This is a genomic window from Pseudomonas sp. S60, from assembly GCF_016647865.1.
Taxonomy (GTDB): domain Bacteria; phylum Pseudomonadota; class Gammaproteobacteria; order Pseudomonadales; family Pseudomonadaceae; genus Aquipseudomonas; species Aquipseudomonas parafulva.
Map to the genome: position 1 here is coordinate 28,332 of NZ_JACVVH010000028.1, position 18,244 is coordinate 46,575.

At 67.1% G+C, this 18,244-nt stretch carries 3 protein-coding genes (1 of these 3 running past the window's edge); 1 reads left to right on the forward strand and 2 read right to left on the reverse strand.

Annotated features, from left to right (window positions below):
* Positions 1–10,328 carry the 5' portion of a non-ribosomal peptide synthase/polyketide synthase gene (locus IAE33_RS15445; RefSeq protein WP_201164148.1) on the reverse strand. It extends 12,010 nt beyond the left edge of the window, so only the first 10,328 of its 22,338 coding nucleotides appear in the window; it begins with the start codon at positions 10,326–10,328; the stop codon falls past the left edge of the window.
* A gap of 280 nt (positions 10,329–10,608) precedes the next feature.
* Positions 10,609–16,947, reverse strand: coding sequence for a non-ribosomal peptide synthetase (locus IAE33_RS15450; RefSeq protein WP_201164149.1), 6,339 nt, complete (start codon positions 16,945–16,947; stop codon positions 10,609–10,611).
* Between the two features lie 416 nt (positions 16,948–17,363).
* On the opposite strand from IAE33_RS15450, the gene IAE33_RS15455 reads away from it, so the two are divergent.
* On the forward strand, positions 17,364–18,143 hold the full coding sequence (locus IAE33_RS15455) for a helix-turn-helix transcriptional regulator (RefSeq protein ID WP_201164150.1): 780 nt from the start codon (positions 17,364–17,366) through the stop codon (positions 18,141–18,143).
* Positions 18,144–18,244 lie beyond the last annotated feature (101 nt).

Genomic DNA, 18,244 nt, shown 5'->3' on the forward strand with positions numbered 1-18,244 from the left:
AACGCTTCGTGCTCGCCCTGGCTGACACCCAGGCGTGCCTGGGCCACGTAGTTCCGGTATGGCACCGAGGCCTTCACCGGTGCTGGCGCGCCGCCCAGGTACGCAGTCAGCTCTTCACCCACCACTTCCAGGGCCGTGTGGTCGAGCACGATATGGTGGAACTGGAGGGTGGCTTGGACCTCGCCATCACGTTCGCCGTACAACAGGCGAATCAACGGCGCCTGGGCGATGCCCAGCAGCGGGGCTTCATTCGCAGCATTCCACGGGTCGCTACAGGCCATGCGCGCCAGGCTGGCCTGGCGCACCACCACCTGCACCGGCTGCGGCAGGCCTTCCCACAAGATGCCGGTACGCAGCACATCATGCCGGGCGATCACCTTGTCCAGGGCGCTGGCAAAGGCATCCAGGCGGTCCAGGTTGGCGAAGCGCAGGCGTGAATAGAGCACGTATGGGTCGTGCTCGGCGGACAGGTGGTGGTAAAGAATGCCTTCCTGGAGCGGTGCCAGGGGGTAGATGTCCTGAATGTTTGCCACGCCGCCGGGTACCTGGGCAACGATGCGTGCAATGGCTGCAGCGTCCAGGTTGATCAGGCTCAGCATGTCGGGCGTGATGTGGGCGCAATCAGGCGGGATGCGGTTCTCGGGCACCTGCACCTGCTCACTGCGGCTGAGCGTGGCCGCAAGAGCGGCGACGGTCGGCTGGCCGAACAGGGTGCGCACGTCCACCTGCAGGCCTTCCAGCCGCAGCCGCGCCGTCAGGCTCACTGCCAGCAGCGAGTGGCCGCCCAGTTCGAAGAAGTTGTCATGCCGGCCAACCTGCGCCACACCCAGCAGCTCGGCCCAGCGTTGTGCCAGCAACGTCTCGGTTGCGCCTACTGGCGCCTCGTAGCGTCGCCCCTGCACTGCAACGTCCGGCGCCGGCAGTGCCTGGCGGTCGAGTTTGCCGTTAGGGGTCAATGGCAGCCGCTCGAGCGGGATGTATACGGCTGGCACCATGTGCTCGGGCAACTGCGCCGCCAACGCCTGGCGCAGGGTGTCTGCGGGCAGTGCCGTGCCGGTGTACCAGGCCACCAGGCGTGTGCCGTCTACAGCCAGTACCACCGCCTCGCGCACGCCCTGCACCTGCAACAGGCACGCCTCGATTTCGCCCGGCTCGATGCGCAGGCCGCGCAGTTTGATCTGCTGGTCCAGGCGGCCGAGGAACACCAGGTTGCCGTCGGCGTCCAGGCGCGCGAGGTCGCCGCTGCGGTACAGCCCCTCACCGGCCACGAACGGGTTGGCGATGAACCGCTCGGCCTGCTGCTCGGGCAGGCCCAGGTAACCGCGGGTGACCCCGGCCCCACCAATGTGCAGGTGCCCGGCCACGCCAGCGGGCACGGGCTGGTCGTAGGCATCGAGCACGTAGAGGCGGGTATTGTCGATGGGTTTGCCGATGGGCAGTGCACCACTGGGTACTGGCGCATCTGGCTTCAGTGTCCACAGGCTGCAATCCACCGTGGTTTCGGTGGGCCCGTACACGTTATGCAGGCGAACCTGGGGCAGGCACTGCCGTACCTGCGCAGCCAGGGCGGCGGTCAACTCCCCGCCGCCGCACAGAATATCGGTGAGCGATGAGCAGTGGCGGCTTTCGGGCTGTTCAACGAATTGCTGGAGCAATGCGGGCACGAACTGCACCGCACTCACCTGCTGGGCCTGGATCAACTGCGCCAGGTAGGCCGGGTCGCGTTCACCTTCAGGGCGCGCCAGTACCAGGCGCAGGCCACTGCACAGCGGCCAGAACAGCTCCCACACCGAGGCATCGAAGCTGATCGGCGTTTTGTGCATGACCGCCCGCTCACCCGACGCCGGCCACAGGCGACGGCTCCAGTGCACCAGGTTGACCACGTTGCGGTGCTCCACCATGACCCCTTTGGGCAGGCCGGTTGAGCCAGAGGTGTAGATCACGTACGCCAAGTGCCGGGCATTCAGGCCGGGTACCTGCGGGGCTGTGGTGGGCAGCTGCGCCAGGGACGGGTGATCCAGGTCGACCACAGGTGCCTGGGCGGCAAGCGGCACCGTCACCGTTGCCCCCTGCACCAGCACGGCCCGCGGTGCACTGTCGCACAGCATGTGGCGCAGGCGCGCAGCTGGATAACCAGGGTCTACCGGCACATAGGCGGCACCTGCCTTGAGAATGCCCAGCAGGCCGACCACCAGGGGCGCGCTACGCTCGACGCAAATGGCCACGCGGTCATCCGGCTGCACACCCAGGGCGATCAGGTGATGGGCCAGGGTATTCGCGCGCCCGTCGAGCTGGCTGTAGGTGAGCTGTTGGTTACCCTCCACCACGGCGATGGCGTTTGGTGTGCTGCGCACCTGGGCCTCGAACAGGCCATGCAGCGTCTGCTCCAGGTCATGTGGGTACGCGGCGTGGTTGCCGAGCAACGGCGCACGCGCCTGCGCATCCAGCAACGGCAGCTGTTGCACGGGCAGCGAAGGCTGCTGTTCGAGCGCGTCGAGCAGGCCTGCCAGCACCTGCAGCAATTGCTCGCAGACCTGCCCGGCCTGCACCGGCTCACACACCTGTGCGGTAATGCGCAGGCCGTCGCCCAGGTCATCGGCGTTGACACTGATGGGGTAGTGGCCGTGCCCGGCGGCAGCGTGCACAGCCACCCCGGCAAGGGCTTGGTCCCATGCCTGGCGCTCTTCGGCGTTGGCGCCATGGCGGTAGTTGAGCAGCGCGCCAAACAGGGGCGTGGGCGCCGCCACGGCGCTGCAGCGCTGGGCCAGGGCCAAGGGGGCGTGCTCGTGCCTCAGCAGGCCGGCAAGGCGCTGATGGGCCAGTTGCACGCCGGCCTGCACACTCACGCCGTCCAGGTTCAGGCGCAACGGCAAGGTGTTGATGAACATGCCCAAGGCGCGGCCGGCACCTTCGCCGCCTTGCAGGCGCCCCAGCAGCACGGTGCCAAGCACTACGTCAGCCTTGCCGCTGGTGGCTGCCACCCAGCGCGCCCAGGCCAGGTGTACCAGGCTCGCGGCGCTCACCCCCAGTTGGCGGGCCAGGTGGCGCAAGCGCTGGTACTGCTCAGGCAGCAGCGCCGCCTGGGCCAGGTGGAACTCGCTGGCGCCGTTGTGCACGCCGGCCAGCCCGTAAGGCAGGGTGGGCTCGTCGATATCGGCCAGCTCGGCGCGGAAGAACGCTTCGTGCTCCGCCTCGCTGATGCCCAGGCGGGCCTGGGCCACGTAGTTGCGGTAGGGCACCGGGGCCTGGGCGGGCACGGTGCCTTGCAGGTGGTCGCGGATCTCCTGCAAGACCACCTTCATCGCGGTGTGATCGAGCACGATATGGTGGAATTGCAGCATCGCCTCAACGGCCCCCTCACCTGCCTGATGCAACAGGCGGATCAAGGGTGCTGCCGCCAGGTCGAACGGCAGGCGGCCTGCGTCATCGAGCGAATCGACCTGCACTACGACGCTGCGCGCCTTGCGCAGCACCACCTGCACAGGCTGCGCCAGGCCATCCCACAGCACCGCGGTGCGCAGCACGTCATGGCGGGCGATCACCTGGTCCAGGGCGCCGGCAAAGGCCTGCAACCTTGGCAGGCTGTCGAAGGTGATGCGCCATTGCAGCAGGTAGGGGTCTTCGTCGGCCGCGCTCAGGTGGTGATAGAGGATGCCTTCCTGCAGCGGCGCCAGGGGGTAGATGTCCTGCACGTTGGAAGCACCACCGGGGATCGCGCCGACGATGCGGTCGATACTTGCCTGGTCCAGCTCCAGCAGCGCCAGCATGTGGCCGGTGATCTGGGTACAGCCTGCAGGGATGCCCGGTTCGGGGATGACCACCTGCCGCGCGCCGCCCAGCTCGGCCGCCAGTGCGGCCACGGTCGGCTGGCCAAACAGCACCCGCACATCGGTGGGCAAACCGGCCTCGCGCAGGCGCTCGATCAGGCTGACGGCCAGCAGCGAGTGGCCGCCCAGCTCGAAGAAGTTGTCGTGCCGCCCTACCCGCTCTACGCCCAGCACCTGCGCCCATACCTGGGCCATGGCTGTTTCTGTTGGCCCAAGCGGCGCCTCATAGCCCTGTTGGGCCAGGTCGCCTGCTTGTGGCTCGGGCAAGGCCGCGCGGTCGAGCTTGCCATGGCTGGTCAGCGGCAGCGTGCCCAGCCGCATCAGTGCCTGCGGCAGCAGATGGCCCGGCAGGCAAGCCTGCAAGGCCAGGCGCAGGTGCTCTACGGCCACGGGTGCGGTTTCCGTGAACCAGCCCAACAGGCGCTCGCCACGCACCAGCACCACGGCATCCTTGATGCCCGGCTGCGCCTTGAGCGCGGCTTCGATCTCGCCCAGCTCCACGCGCATGCCGCGCACTTTCACCTGGTCATCGTTGCGGCCCAGGTAGTCCAGGGTACCGTCGGGGTTCCAGCGCACCAGGTCGCCGGAGCGGTACATGCGCGCCCCTGGCAGGCGACTGAAGGGGTCTGCCAGGAAGCGCTCCTCGGTCAGCTCGGGGCGGTTGAAATAACCACGAGCTACCTGGCTGCCGCCGATGTACAGCTCGCCAGTGACGCCAACCGGTACCGGCTGACGCTGTTCGTCCAGCACGTAGACCCGGGTATTGGCGATGGGCTGGCCGATATGCAGCGCGCCCCCTGGCAGCAGGGTGCCCGAGGTGGCCACCACCGTGGTTTCGGTGGGGCCGTAGTTGTTGACCACGGCAAACCCTGGGTCGCGGTCGAAATGCCGCAGGCGGTCACCGCCCACCAGCAGGGTGCGCAAGGTGGCATGCTGGCGTGGCCGGCGCAGCGCGTGTTCGGCCACCGGGGTGGGCAGGAAGCTGACGGTGAGCGGTTGTTCGAGCCACCAGTCCAGCAAGGCCTCGACGTGCTCGTTGGCCAGGTAGGCAGGCGGCAGGTGCAGCGTGGCACCTGCACACAGGGCTGGCCACACCTCCCAGGCCATGGCGTCGAAACCAAAACCGGCCACGCTGGACGTGCGGGTGCCGGCCTGCACGGCAAACGCCTGGCAGTGCCAGTGCACCAGGTTGGCCAGGGCGTGGTGTTCGATCATCACGCCCTTGGGTTGGCCCGTGGAGCCCGAGGTGTAGACCAGGTAAGCCAATGAGCGCGGAGTCTGGTCGGGCACCTGCGGGTTATCGGCGCGGCTGAAGCGGGTATCGGGGTTGTCCAGGTCCAGGCGCGGCAATTGGGCAGGCAGGCCGCCGATGCCCGACTGGGTGAGCACCAGCACCGGTGCGCTGTCGGCCAGCAGGTAGGCGATACGCGCTGGCGGGTAGGCCGGGTCGACCGGCACATAGGCGGCGCCGGCCTTGAGCACGGCCAGCAGGGCAACGATGCGCTCCACGGTGCGGTTCAGGCACAAAGCGACGCGGTCGCCACAGCGCACACCGTCCGCAATCAGGCGGTGGGCCAGCTGGTTGGCACGCTGGTTGAGCTCGCCATACGTCAGTACCTCATCGCCCTGGCACACCGCCGTGGCCTCCGGGGTGGCCACGGCGCGGGCTTCGACCAGGCCATGCACGGTCTGGCCCTGTGGGTACAGCTGCGCGGTGGCATTGAACGCGCCCAGCACCTGGCGGCGGGCGTCGTCATCGAGGATCGACAAGCCATCGACGCGCGCCAGCGGCTGCTGTGCGAGCGCACGCACCAACTGTTGCACCGCGGTGACCATCCAGTTGGCCACCCGCTGCGCACCAATGCCAGGCACGGCCAGCACGTTGAAGGTGAACCCGGTGCCAAGGTCGTTGACGCTGAGGGTGAGCGGGTAGTTGCTGCGCTCCTCACCGCCCAACAGGCGCACGCCCTCCCACAAACCCTCCGACGCCGCGCCAGCGTCGCTGCTGTGCCGGTAGTTGAGCAGCGCACTGAACAAAGGCACCCCTGCCGCCACCCCACTGCAGCGCTGGGCCAGCGCCAGGGGCGCATGTTCGTGGGCCAGCAGCGCCGACAGGTTGCGGTGCGTGGCCAGTACCCCGCTGCTTGCACCCAGCGTGGTGTCGATGCGCAGGGGCAAGGTGTTGATGAACATGCCCAGTGCCCGGTCGGCGCCCTCGCCGCCCTGCAGGCGACCCATCAGCACCGTGCCGAACACCACATCGCTGCGGTTGGCCAGCACGCCCAGCACCCGTGCCCAGGCCAGGTGCATCAGGCTTGCAGCGCTGACACCCAGGCGCCGGGCCTGGCTGCGCACGTCAACGGCCAAGGCAGCGTCCAGTGCCAATGCCGCGTGCTCGATTCCGCCGCCGTCGCCCTGCACGTCGGCATACCCCAGCGGCAGGGTCGGCTCGCTCACATCGTTGAGCATGGCGTCGAAGAAGGTTTCATGGGCCTGTTGGTCGCCCAGGCAGGCCTGGGCCACGTAGTTGCGGTAAGGCACGGGTGGCGGCAAGGTCTGCCCCTGGCCGAACAGCAGCGCCCGCATCTCGTGGGTGACCACGTCCATGGCGGTGTGGTCCAGGGCCAGGTGGTGGAACAGCAGCACCGCGACCACCTGGTGATTGTCTGGGTCCAGGGCGTAATACAAGCGGGCCAGGGGCGCCTGGGCCAGGTCCAGGCGGTGGTGGCGCGCGTCGAAGCGGGCGTGCAGTTGCTCGATACGGGCCATGCCGAGCTGGTGGGGCAGGTCCGTCACTTCGCGCACGCTCAGCTCAGCCTTGCGCCACACCACCTGTACCGGCTGCGGCAGCCCCTGGCTGAGCACGGCGGTACGCAGGATGTCATGGCGGTCGATGACCTGTTGCAGGGCGCCGGCCCAGGCCAGCAGGCGCTCGATGCTGTCGAAGGCCAGGCGGGTCTGCAGCAGGTAGGGGTCGCCCTGCTCGGCGCTCAGGTGGTGGTACAGCACACCCTGTTGCAACGGCGCCAGGGGGTAGATTTCCTGCACGTTGCTGGCACCACCGGGCACAACGGTGACGATGCGGTCGATGGCCGCCTGGTCCAGCTGGATCAGGCTGAGCATGTCCGGGGTGATGTGGGTGGCGTGCTCGGGTACGCGGTTGGGCGGCACCTGGGCTTCCTGGCTTGCCCCCACCACTGCCGCCAGCGCTGCCACGGTGGGCTGGGCAAACAGCACACGCACGTCTATGGCCATGCCTGCACGGCGCAGGCGTTCGACCAGGGTTACAGCCAGCAGCGAGTGGCCGCCCAGCTCGAAGAAATTGTCATGCCGCCCTACCCGTTCCACGCCCAGCACCTGGGCCCATGCCTGAGCCATCGCGACTTCGGTTGGGGTAAGCGGCGCGGTGAAGGCGGCACTGGCCAGGCTTGTTGTGTAAGGGTCTGGCAGCGCCCGGCGGTCGAGTTTGCCATGGCTGGTCAGCGGCAGTTCGTCCAGGCCGATAAAGGCCTGCGGCACCATGTGCCCAGGCAGGCTGGCCTGCAAGGCGTCGCGTAGCAGCGCAGGGTCAAGCGGTTGTGCCTGGGTGTACCAGGCCAGCAGGCGCCCGTCGCGCACCAGCACCACAGCCTGGCTCACGCCGGGTTGCGCATTCAAGGTTGCTTCAATTTCGCCCAGCTCGACGCGCACGCCACGGACCTTGACCTGGTCGTCATTGCGGCCCACGTAGTCCAGCGTGCCGTCCGCGTTCCAGCGTACCAGGTCGCCCGTGCGGTATAGACGTGCGTTGGCCTGTTCGCTGAACGGGTCGGCCATGAACCGCTCCTGCGTCAGGGCCTGGCGGTTGAAGTAGCCACGCGCGACCTGGGCACCGCCCAGGTACAGCTCGCCCACCACCCCAACGGGCACCGGTTGCAGGCCAGTGTCCAGCACGTAGGCACGGGTGTTGGCGATGGGCGTACCCATATGCAGCGCGCCGCCTGGTTGCACCTGGCCGGAGGTAGCCACCACGGTGACCTCGGTTGGGCCGTAGTTGTTGACCAGGGCAAAGCCTGGGTCGCGGTCGAACTGGCGCAGCCGGTCACCGCCTACCAGCAGGGTGCGCAAGGTGGCGTGCTGCTGCTCGCGGCCAAGCGCCTGCTCGGCCACGGGAGTGGGCAGAAAGCTGACGGTAAGGGGTTGCTGCAGCCACCAGTCGAGCAGTTCTTCCACGTGCTCGTTGCCGATGTGCGCCGGCGGCAGGTGCAAGGTGGCGCCGGCACACAGGGCCGGCCAGGCTTCCCAGGCAAAGGCATCGAAGCCGAAACCGGCAACGCTCGAGACCTGGGCGCCTGCGCCTACGGCGAATGCCTGGCAATGCCAATGCACCAGGTTGGCCAGGGCCTGATGTTCGATCATTACGCCCTTGGGTTGGCCGGTGGAGCCTGAGGTGTACACCAGGTAAGCCAGTTGCTGGGCGTCCAGCCCGGGCACCTGTGGGTTGGCCACGTTGGCCGCGTAGGTGTCGGCGTGGTCCATGTTCAGGCGCGGCACATCTGCCGGCAGGCCTGCCAGTTTGGACTCCGCCAGCACCCACGCCGGCGCGCTGTCTGCCAGCAGGTAGGCGATGCGGTCGGCAGGGTAGCCGGGGTCTACCGGCACGTAGGCAGCGCCGGCCTTGAGTACACCCAGTACGCCGACCAGCCTGTTGCAATTGCGCGGCAGGCACAGGGCGACACGGTCACCAACGGTTACACCCAACGCCATCAAGCGGTGGGCCAGCTGGTTGGCCTGCTGGTTGAGCTGCGCGTAGGTAAGCGCATGTTCGCCCTGCACCACCGCCAGGGCGGCCGGCACCTGGGCTGCGCGGGCCTCGACCAGCGCGTGCACCGTATTGCCCTGGGGATACACGCTGACCGTGTCGTTGAACCGGCGCAACACCTGCTCACGCTCGCCGTGCGGCAGTACCGGCAGGCACTGCAGTTGTGCATCTGGCGCCTGCTCCAGGGCGTCCACCAGGCTGGTCAGTACCTGCTGGAACTGCCCGCACAGACGGTGCGCGCCCCACTCGGGCAGGCTCTGCACGGTCAGGCGCAGGTCTTCGCCCAGGTCATCCACGCTAACGGTCAGCGGGTAGTCGGTACGTTCCTCGGCGCCGACGATGTCGATGCCTGGCGCTACGGGGATGATCTCGTCAGCATCACCGGCGTCGCTGTGGCGATAGTTGAGCATGCTGTTGAACAGCGGGGCCGGTGCGGGCACGCCGCTGCAACGCTGGGCCAGTGCCAGCGAGGCCTGTTCATGGGCCAGCAGGCCGCACAGACGCTTATGGGTAGCCAGCAGCCCGTCGCGCACGCCCAGTGCCCCCAGGTCGATGCGCAATGGCAGGGTATTGATGAACATGCCCAGCGCTTGCTCGCCGCCCTCGCCGGTGGTCATGCGCCCGAGCAGGACGCTACCGAACACCACGGCCTGGCGGCCAGACAGCTGGCCAACCAGTCGGGCAAAGCCCAGGTGCAGCACGCTGGCAGGGCTGACACCCAACTGCCGGGCCTGGCTGCGCAGGCGTTGCGCCAAGGTGGCTGGCAGGGTCAGGCGCGCCTGCTGCAGAGGCTGGTCGGTCCTGGCCTGCACGCCGAATGCAAGGGTGGGCTCGTCGATATCACCCAGCATGGCTTCGAAGAACCCGGCATGAGCCTGCTCATCCAGCGCCTGGCGCGAAGCCGCCAGCACGTTGCGAAATGGCATGGGGGGCGCTAGCTGGGCCTCGGCCCCCGCCAGGTGGGCCTGGATTTCCCGGCGTACGATGTCCAGCGCGGTGTGGTCCATGATCACGTGATGGAACATCAGCAGGCCAACCCATTGCTCACCTTCACCCTGGGCATGGGCCAGTTGCATCAAGGGCGCCTGGCGCAGGTCGAGGCTATAACGGCGCGGGTTGAAGCGCTCGCACAGGCTTGCCAGGGCATCGGGCCCCTTCAGCGGCAACGCTTCGCGCACCAGCGCGGCTTCGCGCCATACCACCTGGACGGGCGCGTCCAGGTATTCCCAGTGCAGCGCGGTGCGCAGTATGTCGTGGCGCTGGATGACCCACTGCAGGGCGTGGGCGAATGCGTCCAGGTGGGCCTTGCTGGCAAAGCGCAGTTGCACCTGTGACAGGTAGGGGTCGCCATCGGTGGCAGACAGGTAGTGGTACAGCATGCCCTGCTGCAGGGGAGCCAGCGGGTAGATGTCCTGCACATTGGCAGCACCGCCCGGCACACTGTCGACGATGCGGTCGATGGCCGATTGCTCCAGCGTGACCAGCGGCAGCATGTCGGGGGTGATGCGCAAGGCCGGGCTGAGCCAGTCGTCATCCTGTGACGCAAGCATCTCCAGCAACGCCGGCTTGTGCCGCGACAGCGCCTCCCACAGCTGGTCGTCCAGGGTTTCGTCGTCGCCCAGGACGATCAGGTCCTGGTCTTCACGCTGGAGTCGGATTGCACGGGTGGAAAGAGCAGCCATCAGTTCGCTGAAGTGCATCGGTAAGCATCCTGCTTTGCCTGGAATGGGTAGTGGCCGACACGCTAATGGATCGGGACTGGGCGGTCTGACATGGGAAGCGGGGACAAGGGGGATATGCCTGATGGGATGGGCGCTGAGAGGTGTGCGCTGAGAGGTGTGCGTCGTGACGGGTGCGGCGCTTGTAAGATCGAGCGCCGCCCGCGCGGCGCATCGCGAGCTGCGCTCGCTCCTACGTTTGTTTCGGGCCAGTAACGCCTGTGACAGACGCGCGCGATCGCCTGGTTTGCCTAAGCAGATGTCACAGGCGCCTGCGCTTGCCCAGGCTGGGGATGGTGGTCGCCGGGATCACGGTCTGCTCCTGCTCCGGCCGGGTGCTGGCTGCCAGGCCCGACAAGGTAGGTTGGCTGAACAAGGTCCTGGCATCGACGTGCAGGCCGGCCTGGCGCATGCGTGCGACCAGGCCGACCGCCAGCAGTGAGTGCCCGCCCAACTCGAAGAAGTTGTCATCCCGGCCGACCTGCTCGATTTTCAGCACCTCGGCCCAGATCGCTGCAAGCGCTGCTTCCACCTCCCCCTGCGGCGCGTGGTAGGCGCGGCTGATCACCGCGTGTGCATCCGGTTCTGGCAATGCAGCGCGGTCCAGCTTGCCGTTGGCACTCAGTGGCAGGTGCGCCAACGCCACGAACGCCTGGGGCACCATGTACTCGGGCATGCACCCCAGCAGGTGGCTGCGCAGTACTGCCAGGGCGGGTGCCGACGTACCGGGGCGGCAGGTGAAATACGCCACCAGGCGCTCGTCGCGCATCAGCACCACCGCCTGGTCCACCGCGGGGTGGGCCGCCAGGGAGGCTTCGATTTCACCCAGCTCCACGCGCAAGCCACGCAACTTGACCTGGAAATCATTGCGCCCGATGAAATCCAGCTGGCCATCGGCCCGGTAGCGCACTAGGTCACCCGTGCGGTACAGCCGGTCGCCGTCGACGAACGGGCTGGCGATGAAGCGCTCGGCCTGCAACTGCGCCAGCCCCAGGTAGCCGCGCGCCACGCCAACCCCGCCAATGTGCAGCTGCCCCACCGCCCCCACCGGCACCGGGCGATCATGTTGATCGAGCACGTACAAACGGGTATTGGCAATCGCCCTGCCGATCGGCGGCGCCTGCTCGGGTACGGGTTCGTGGGGCTGCAAGGTCCAAGCGGTGCTGTCCACCGTTGCCTCGGTGGGGCCGTACACGTTGTGCACCCGCACCTTGGGCAGGCGTTGGCGCACGCTGCGCAGCAAGGCCACGGTCAGGTCGCCGCCGCCACAGAAAATGTCGGTCAGGCTGGTGCAACGCTCCACGCCGGGCTGTTCCAGAAACGGGTGCAGCAACGCGGGTACGAACTTGACCACCGTCACCCGCCGGGCCTGCACCAGCGCTACCAGGTAAGCCGGGTCACGATGGCCATCCGGGCGGGCCAGTACCAGGCGCAACCCGGCGGTGAGCGGCCAGAACAGTTCCCACACCGAGCCGTCGAAGGTGCACGGCGCCCTTTGCAGCAACGCGTCACCCGGCCGTGGTGGGCGAATGTGCGAGCCCCAGTGCATGAGGTTGCACAGGCCGCGGTGTTCGATCATCACGCCCTTGGGTATGCCGGTCGAGCCTGAGGTGTACATCACATAGGCCAAGTGCCTGGGCCCCAGGCCCCCCACCTGCGGGTTGCCGACTGCGCTGGCTTGCCAGCCATCAGTGTCCAGGTCGAGCACGGGGCACGGCACGTTGCTGAACAAGCCATGGGTAGCGCCCTGTACCAGCACAACCAGCGGTTCACTGTCCTGCAGCATGAAGCGCAGGCGCTCTTCAGGGTATTCCGGGTCCAGCGGCACGTAGGCGCCGCCCGCCTTCATCACCCCGAGCAAGGCCACCATCAGGCAGATGCCACGCTCTATACACACCGCCACCCGGCGGTCCGGGCCCACACCCAATGCGATCAGATGATGGGCCAGCCGGTTGGCCTGTTCATTCAGACCTTGGTAGCTCAGGCTGCCTTGCTCGTCCTGTACGGCGATGCCATCGGGGGTGCGCTGGACCTGTGCCTCGAACAATGCAGGCAGTGTCTGGCCATACGGGCTACTGCGGTCCTCGCTGTCATTGAAACCGTGCAGCAGCAGTTGCAGTTCGCCCTCCGGGATCGGGCACAGCGTGTGCAGCCCGGCGGTGTTCTGGGACGCCAGGGCGTGGTTGAGCTGGCCCAAGGCCTCGAGCAGAAAGCCCAGTACCCGCTGTGCACCCAGGGCGCAGGGCGCCCGCACGGCCAGTTGCAACGCATCGCCAAGGTCATCCACGGTCAGTACCAAACCGTGGCTGTGCACTTCGCTGGCCTCCACCAGTTCCACCCCGGGCAGCACCTGGCCAAAGCCCACGCCGCCCTGGCGGTAGTTCACCAGGCTGTCGAACAGCGGCGTGCCCGCGGGCTGGCCACTGCATTGCTGGGCGAGGATCAACGGTGCATCTTCATGGGCAAGCAACGCCGCTAACCCCGCGTGGGTATCGCTCAGCGCCTGCTGGGGCGAGCGGTCGGCCAGCTGGACGCACAGCGGCAGGCTGTTGATGAACATGCCCATGGCACGGTCGGCGCCGGGCCCGGCCATGCTGCGCCCCAGCAACACGGTGCCGAGCACCACCTGGTCGCGGCCGCCGAGGCTACCCAGCACCTGGGCCCAGGCCAGGTGCAGCAGGCTGGCGAGGCTGGCACCGTGCCTACGGGATTGCAGGCGCAGCCCAGCGATCAGTTCAGGCTGCAGGTCGAGGGTGCGGCTTTCCACGTCCTGTTCGTCCAGCGTTGCCCCGCCCCACCCTTGCAAAGGTGGCTGCGGCTGGCGCTCGGCTAGCTGCTTGCGGAAAAACGCCTCATGGGCGGCCTGGCGCTCGGGGCGGGTGCTGACGGCCACGTAGTCGCGGTAGGGCACCGGCGCTGGTAACTGTTGCGCCTGCCCGGCCATGCAGGCCCGCAGTTCGCCCAGCAGCACCTGGAGCGAAACCGCGTCGTTGACCAGGTGATGGAAGCGCAGCAGGCCTAGCCAACGGCCTTGCGCGGCATCCTCGGTATACACCAGGGCCAGCATGGGCGCTGCCAGCAACGACAACGGCTGTAGCTGTGGGTCAAAGTGGCTGCGCAACCGTTCAGCCGGTCCGTGCCAATGCTGCACCGGCAAGCGAGCGGATCGCCACACGACCTGCTGGGGTGCCTGCAGGCCTTCCCAGACAAGGCTGGTGCGCAGGATGTCGTGGCGATCGATGATCTGCTGCAGCGCCTCGGCGAACGCCTGCAACTGCTCGGCCGTGGTGAAGGCAAACAGCGCCTGCTGCTGGTACGGGTCCCGCACATCGGTCACATGGTGGTACAGCAGCCCCTGCTGCAAGGGCGCCAGGGGGTAGATTTCCTGCACATTGGCGGCGCCGCCCGGCACGGTGCCCACGATGTGGTCGATGGTGGCCTGGCCCAGGGAGGTGAGCGGCAACATCGACGGGGTAATGCGCTGGCACCCCGGGGGTACGGCGGGCGCCGGCGTGGCCACGGTGTCGATGGGGCGAGCGCTGGCCGCCAGCGCGGCCAGGGTGGATTGGCCAAAGAGCACCTGCACATCGGCTTGCAGGCCTTGCTGACGCATGCGTTCGATCAATTGCACCGCAAGCAGCGAGTGGCCGCCCAGCTCGAAGAAGTGGTCACGCCGGCCCACACGTTCAACCTGCAACAGCTCGGCCCATAACTGTGCCAGGCAGCACTCAACCTCGCCCTGCGGCGGCTCATGTTCACGCCGTACGCTGGCGGCTTCGTCTGCTGCCGGCAAGGCGCGCCGGTCCAGCTTGCCGTTGGCCGTCAACGGCCAGCGAGCAACGCGTACGTAGGCCGCCGGTAGCAACGCGACGGGCAGGCGGTCACGCAGGTAATCATGCAGTTCGCGGGGCGCGACCGCCTGGTCTGCCATGAACCAGGCCTGCAACTGCCCGTCACGCAGCATGACTACTGCTTCGCCCACTGCTGTGTGGCTGCACAGCGCCGCCTCGATTTCGGCCAACTCTACCCGTACCCCGCGGATCTTCACCTGGTCGTCGTTGCGCCCCAGGTACTGCAATGCGCCATCTGGCTGCCAGCGCACCCAGTCGCCGGTGCGGTACATACGCGCCCCCGGCTGCGGGCTGAACGGGTCGTGCAGAAAGTGCTCGGCGGTCATCTGCGGCTGGTTCAGGTAGCCACGGGCAACGCCTTCGCCACCGATGTACAACTCACCAGCCGCGCCAACCGGCAGCAGGTTGCGCTGCGCATCCAGCACGTACAGCCGGGTGTTGGCTACCGGGCCGCCAATGTGCAACGGGCCGCCGGGTACTACCAGGCCCGACGTCGCCACCACCGTGGTTTCGGTGGGGCCGTAGTTGTTGATCACCTGGTAGCCGCGCTCTCGGCCAAGGCGGCGCAAGCGGTCGCCCCCCACCAGCAAGGTGCGCAAGGTCGGGTGCTGGTGGCCTTGGGCAAAGGCGTGCTCGGCCACAGGGGTTGGCAGAAAACTAACGTCCAGTGGCTGGGCACGCCACCAGGCCAGCAATGCATCGATGTCTTCGGCGCCGTCGCGCACAGGCGCCAGGTGCAAGGTCGCCCCGCAGCACAGTGCCGGCCAGGTTTCCCAGGCCATGGCGTCGAAGCCAAAGCCGGCGACGCTGGACTGATGGCGACCTGGGCCGAGGTCGAAGCGGCTGCAATGCCAATCCACCAGGTTGGCCAGCATGCGTTGCTCCACCATCACGCCTTTGGGTTGCCCGGTCGAGCCGGAGGTATAAATGACGTAGGCCAGGTGCTCGGGTGACTGCGGCAGGAACCTGAAGCCGGCGGCGGGCTGGCCCTGCCATGCAAACCGGTCCAACTCGATCTGCGGCCGGCCATGGGCAGGCAGGCGCTCACTGAAGCGCGACAGGGTCAGCACCACCTGCGGCGCGCTGTCGCGCAGCAGGTAGGCAATGCGCTCTGTGGGGTGAGTGGCATCAATCGGTACGTAAGCAGCCCCGCTTTTGAGCACCGCCAGCAGCCCGGCCAAGGTGTCCAGCCCGCGCTGGCCTACCACCGCCACCCGCTGCTCGGGGGTGACGCCCAGGCTTGCCAGGTGCTGGGCCAGCAAGGTCGCCCGGCGGTCCAGTTCGCCATAGCTCAGTTGGTGTTCACCGAAGCGCGCAGCAATGGTGTGCGGGCGGGTATTGGCCTGCCACTCGATGCGCCGCTGGATCAACGCCGCGTCGCCTGTGGCCAGCGTGCGCCCCGTGTCGTTCCAGTGCCGCAGGCTGTGTTGATCTGCCTCGGTCAGCACCTCGAACGCAGCCACCGCCAGCTGCGGCTGGGCCAGGCCTTGCTCCAGCACATGCAGCAGACGCGCCGCCAGGGCCTGCACTTCGTCGTCCGCCAGCCATGCGCGGTCATGTACCAGGTGCAGGCGCGCTGCGCCGGTGTGGGTGTTGCAGCGCAGGTGAATACTCAGCGGTGCAGGTTCATGGCCGTTGCTGATCATCACGGTATGGCTGGCGGTGTCACCGATGCACAGGGCGTTGGTGTCCTCCTCAAACGACACCAGCACTTCGAACAGCCGTGCTCGCCCGCCAGGTTGAACTGCCAGTTCGCGCTGCAACGCGCTAAGGGCGTAGCGTTGATGGCGAAAGTCCTGTTTCAGCGCCTCGGCAATGCCCTGGACCAACGGCGCAAACGCCAACGCGCGACCGAAGCCCATGCGCAATGCACTCACTTGCGTGAACAGCCCAAGCGTGGCCTTGAACTGTGCATTGCTGCGGTTGCGCACAGGTAAGCCCACCACCCATTCATCGCGTTGCCAAGTGCGGCTCACACACACGTGCAGCGCGGCCAGCAATACGTGGAATGGCGAGGCGTTCAGCGGCGCGGCCAGCCCGCGCATGCGTGCCAGCAGGCTTGGGGCAAACGCCAGTTCCAGCGCGCCACTCGGCGAGGGGGCGTGCTCAGGTTGTTGGCGGGGTTGCAACAGCGGGTCGGGTAGGCTTGCATACCGGGCCAGCCAGTAGGCACGGTCCTTGGCGTGGCGCGCAGAGGCCTGATAGCGGGCATCGTCTTCGATGAAGGTTGTGTAGGACGGTGCGCTGCCCGGTAGGGGCTGGCCCAGTTCAAGCTGCCGGTACAGGTGGGCAAGCTGCTTGAACCATTGATCGACACCCCAGCCGTCCAGCACCAGGTGGTGAGCCTTGAGCGCCAACAGGTGTTGATGCTCGTCGATGCGCACCAGCATCACCCCCCATAGAGGCGCTGTGCTCAGTTCGAAAGGCGTTTGCATCCAGCCCTGTAGCAGGGCGCGTGCTGCCTGTAGCGGGTCTTGCCTGGCCTGCACGTCATCCACTGCAAAGCGCACAGGCGTGGCGCCGGCAAAGCACTGGCGCGCGATGCCCTGGTCGGTGACCAGCGCAGCCCGCAGCCCATCGTGCAGCCGCGCCAAGTGCGCAATGGCCTGCTCCAGCCGTGCCTGGTCCACCGGGCCGTGCACATGCAGGTAGGCGCCAATGTTATACAGCGGCGAAGGCCCGTGGCTGAGCTGGTCCAGCCAGATGTCCTGCTGGGCAACGGTCAGGTCGAAAGTGTCGGCGACGGGCATGATTCGGCAGGTCCTTCTGATTGATCATCCGCCGATTCAACCACTGGCCCTGCGCGCTGTATGGCCTGTTAAACCCGGACATCCCGCCAGTTGCAGCCGTTGGCTTAATGTTGTGTAGGACATTGGCTATAACCCTGCGCGTGTGATGGCGCACGGCATACCGTATGCGTCGCGATCCGGTCGCAACCGTCGCAGTTCTGACGTCAAAATGCTGGCATCTTGCAACCTCACAGGTCGCCGCACGCTCGGCCCGGCCTTTCATCAGCGGCAGACCATGGCATTTTCTGTCCCCGATTCCCATTACAGACGCCCAGGCCCTGGCGGGCTTGAATAGGTGCCAACCACACATCCGCCCCAACGTCGAGGAACGCCTGAGCGCGCACCTGCCGCACACCTTTGGCTACAGGAAAACAGACATGATGCTGAGCAGCCCCCGCGAACACCGCCCCGACCCGCAACTGTACCTGCAGTTGGGCGAACTCATCGCCGGCACCGGTGGCGCAGGCTTTGCCGGGCAGATGCTGCGGCTGGTGCAGGCCCAGGTGTTCGTGCATTGGCTGGAGCTCAGTGAATGGACACTCGACCTGCCCCAGGCCGAGCCCAGCACTATCCAGGTACTGGGCAGCGCCGGGCTGGATCCTGTGCAGCACAGTGGCCGCTGCTTGCGTCAGCCGCTGCTGCAACGCATCCGGCAGATGCACGACCCGCTGCTGATCGAGTTCAAGGCTTCTCACGGCAGTTGCCAGCAGCACAACAGCCACCAGTGCCATGTGGTGTCCTGCAGCGGGAGCAAGCGCTGGGTCATCAGCTTTCACCGGCAGCCCAGCCAGCCGGCCTTCTCCCTCGGCGACCTGTCACAGCTCAAGAACCTGTGCGAAACCTTGCTGCCCTTGGTGGAACACCACGGCCAGTTACTGGACCACAGTATTCGCCCTCCTGGTAGCGCACCGAACGATTCGGAACCCACTGCGCTGCGCCAGGCCTTTGCCGAGCGCTTGAGCAAGGAAGCGGTGAGGCTGTCGGTGCGGGAACAGGAAGTGTGCCTGGGCCTGCTCACCGGGGGCACCGTTCCAGAAATGGCCCAGCGCCTGAATGTGAAGAACAGCTCGGTGGAGACCTACCTCAAGCGCGCCACCGCCAAGCTCGGTGTGAGTGGCCGACATGGCCTGGCCAAGTGGATGGCCGGGGCCTCCTAACCTGAAAGCGGCATCGTGTAACTAAATAATGCATTTGATAATGATTCGTAGTACTTTCGCGGCGCAGTTATAACTTCCACTTCACTGCCCTCTTTCAGGAC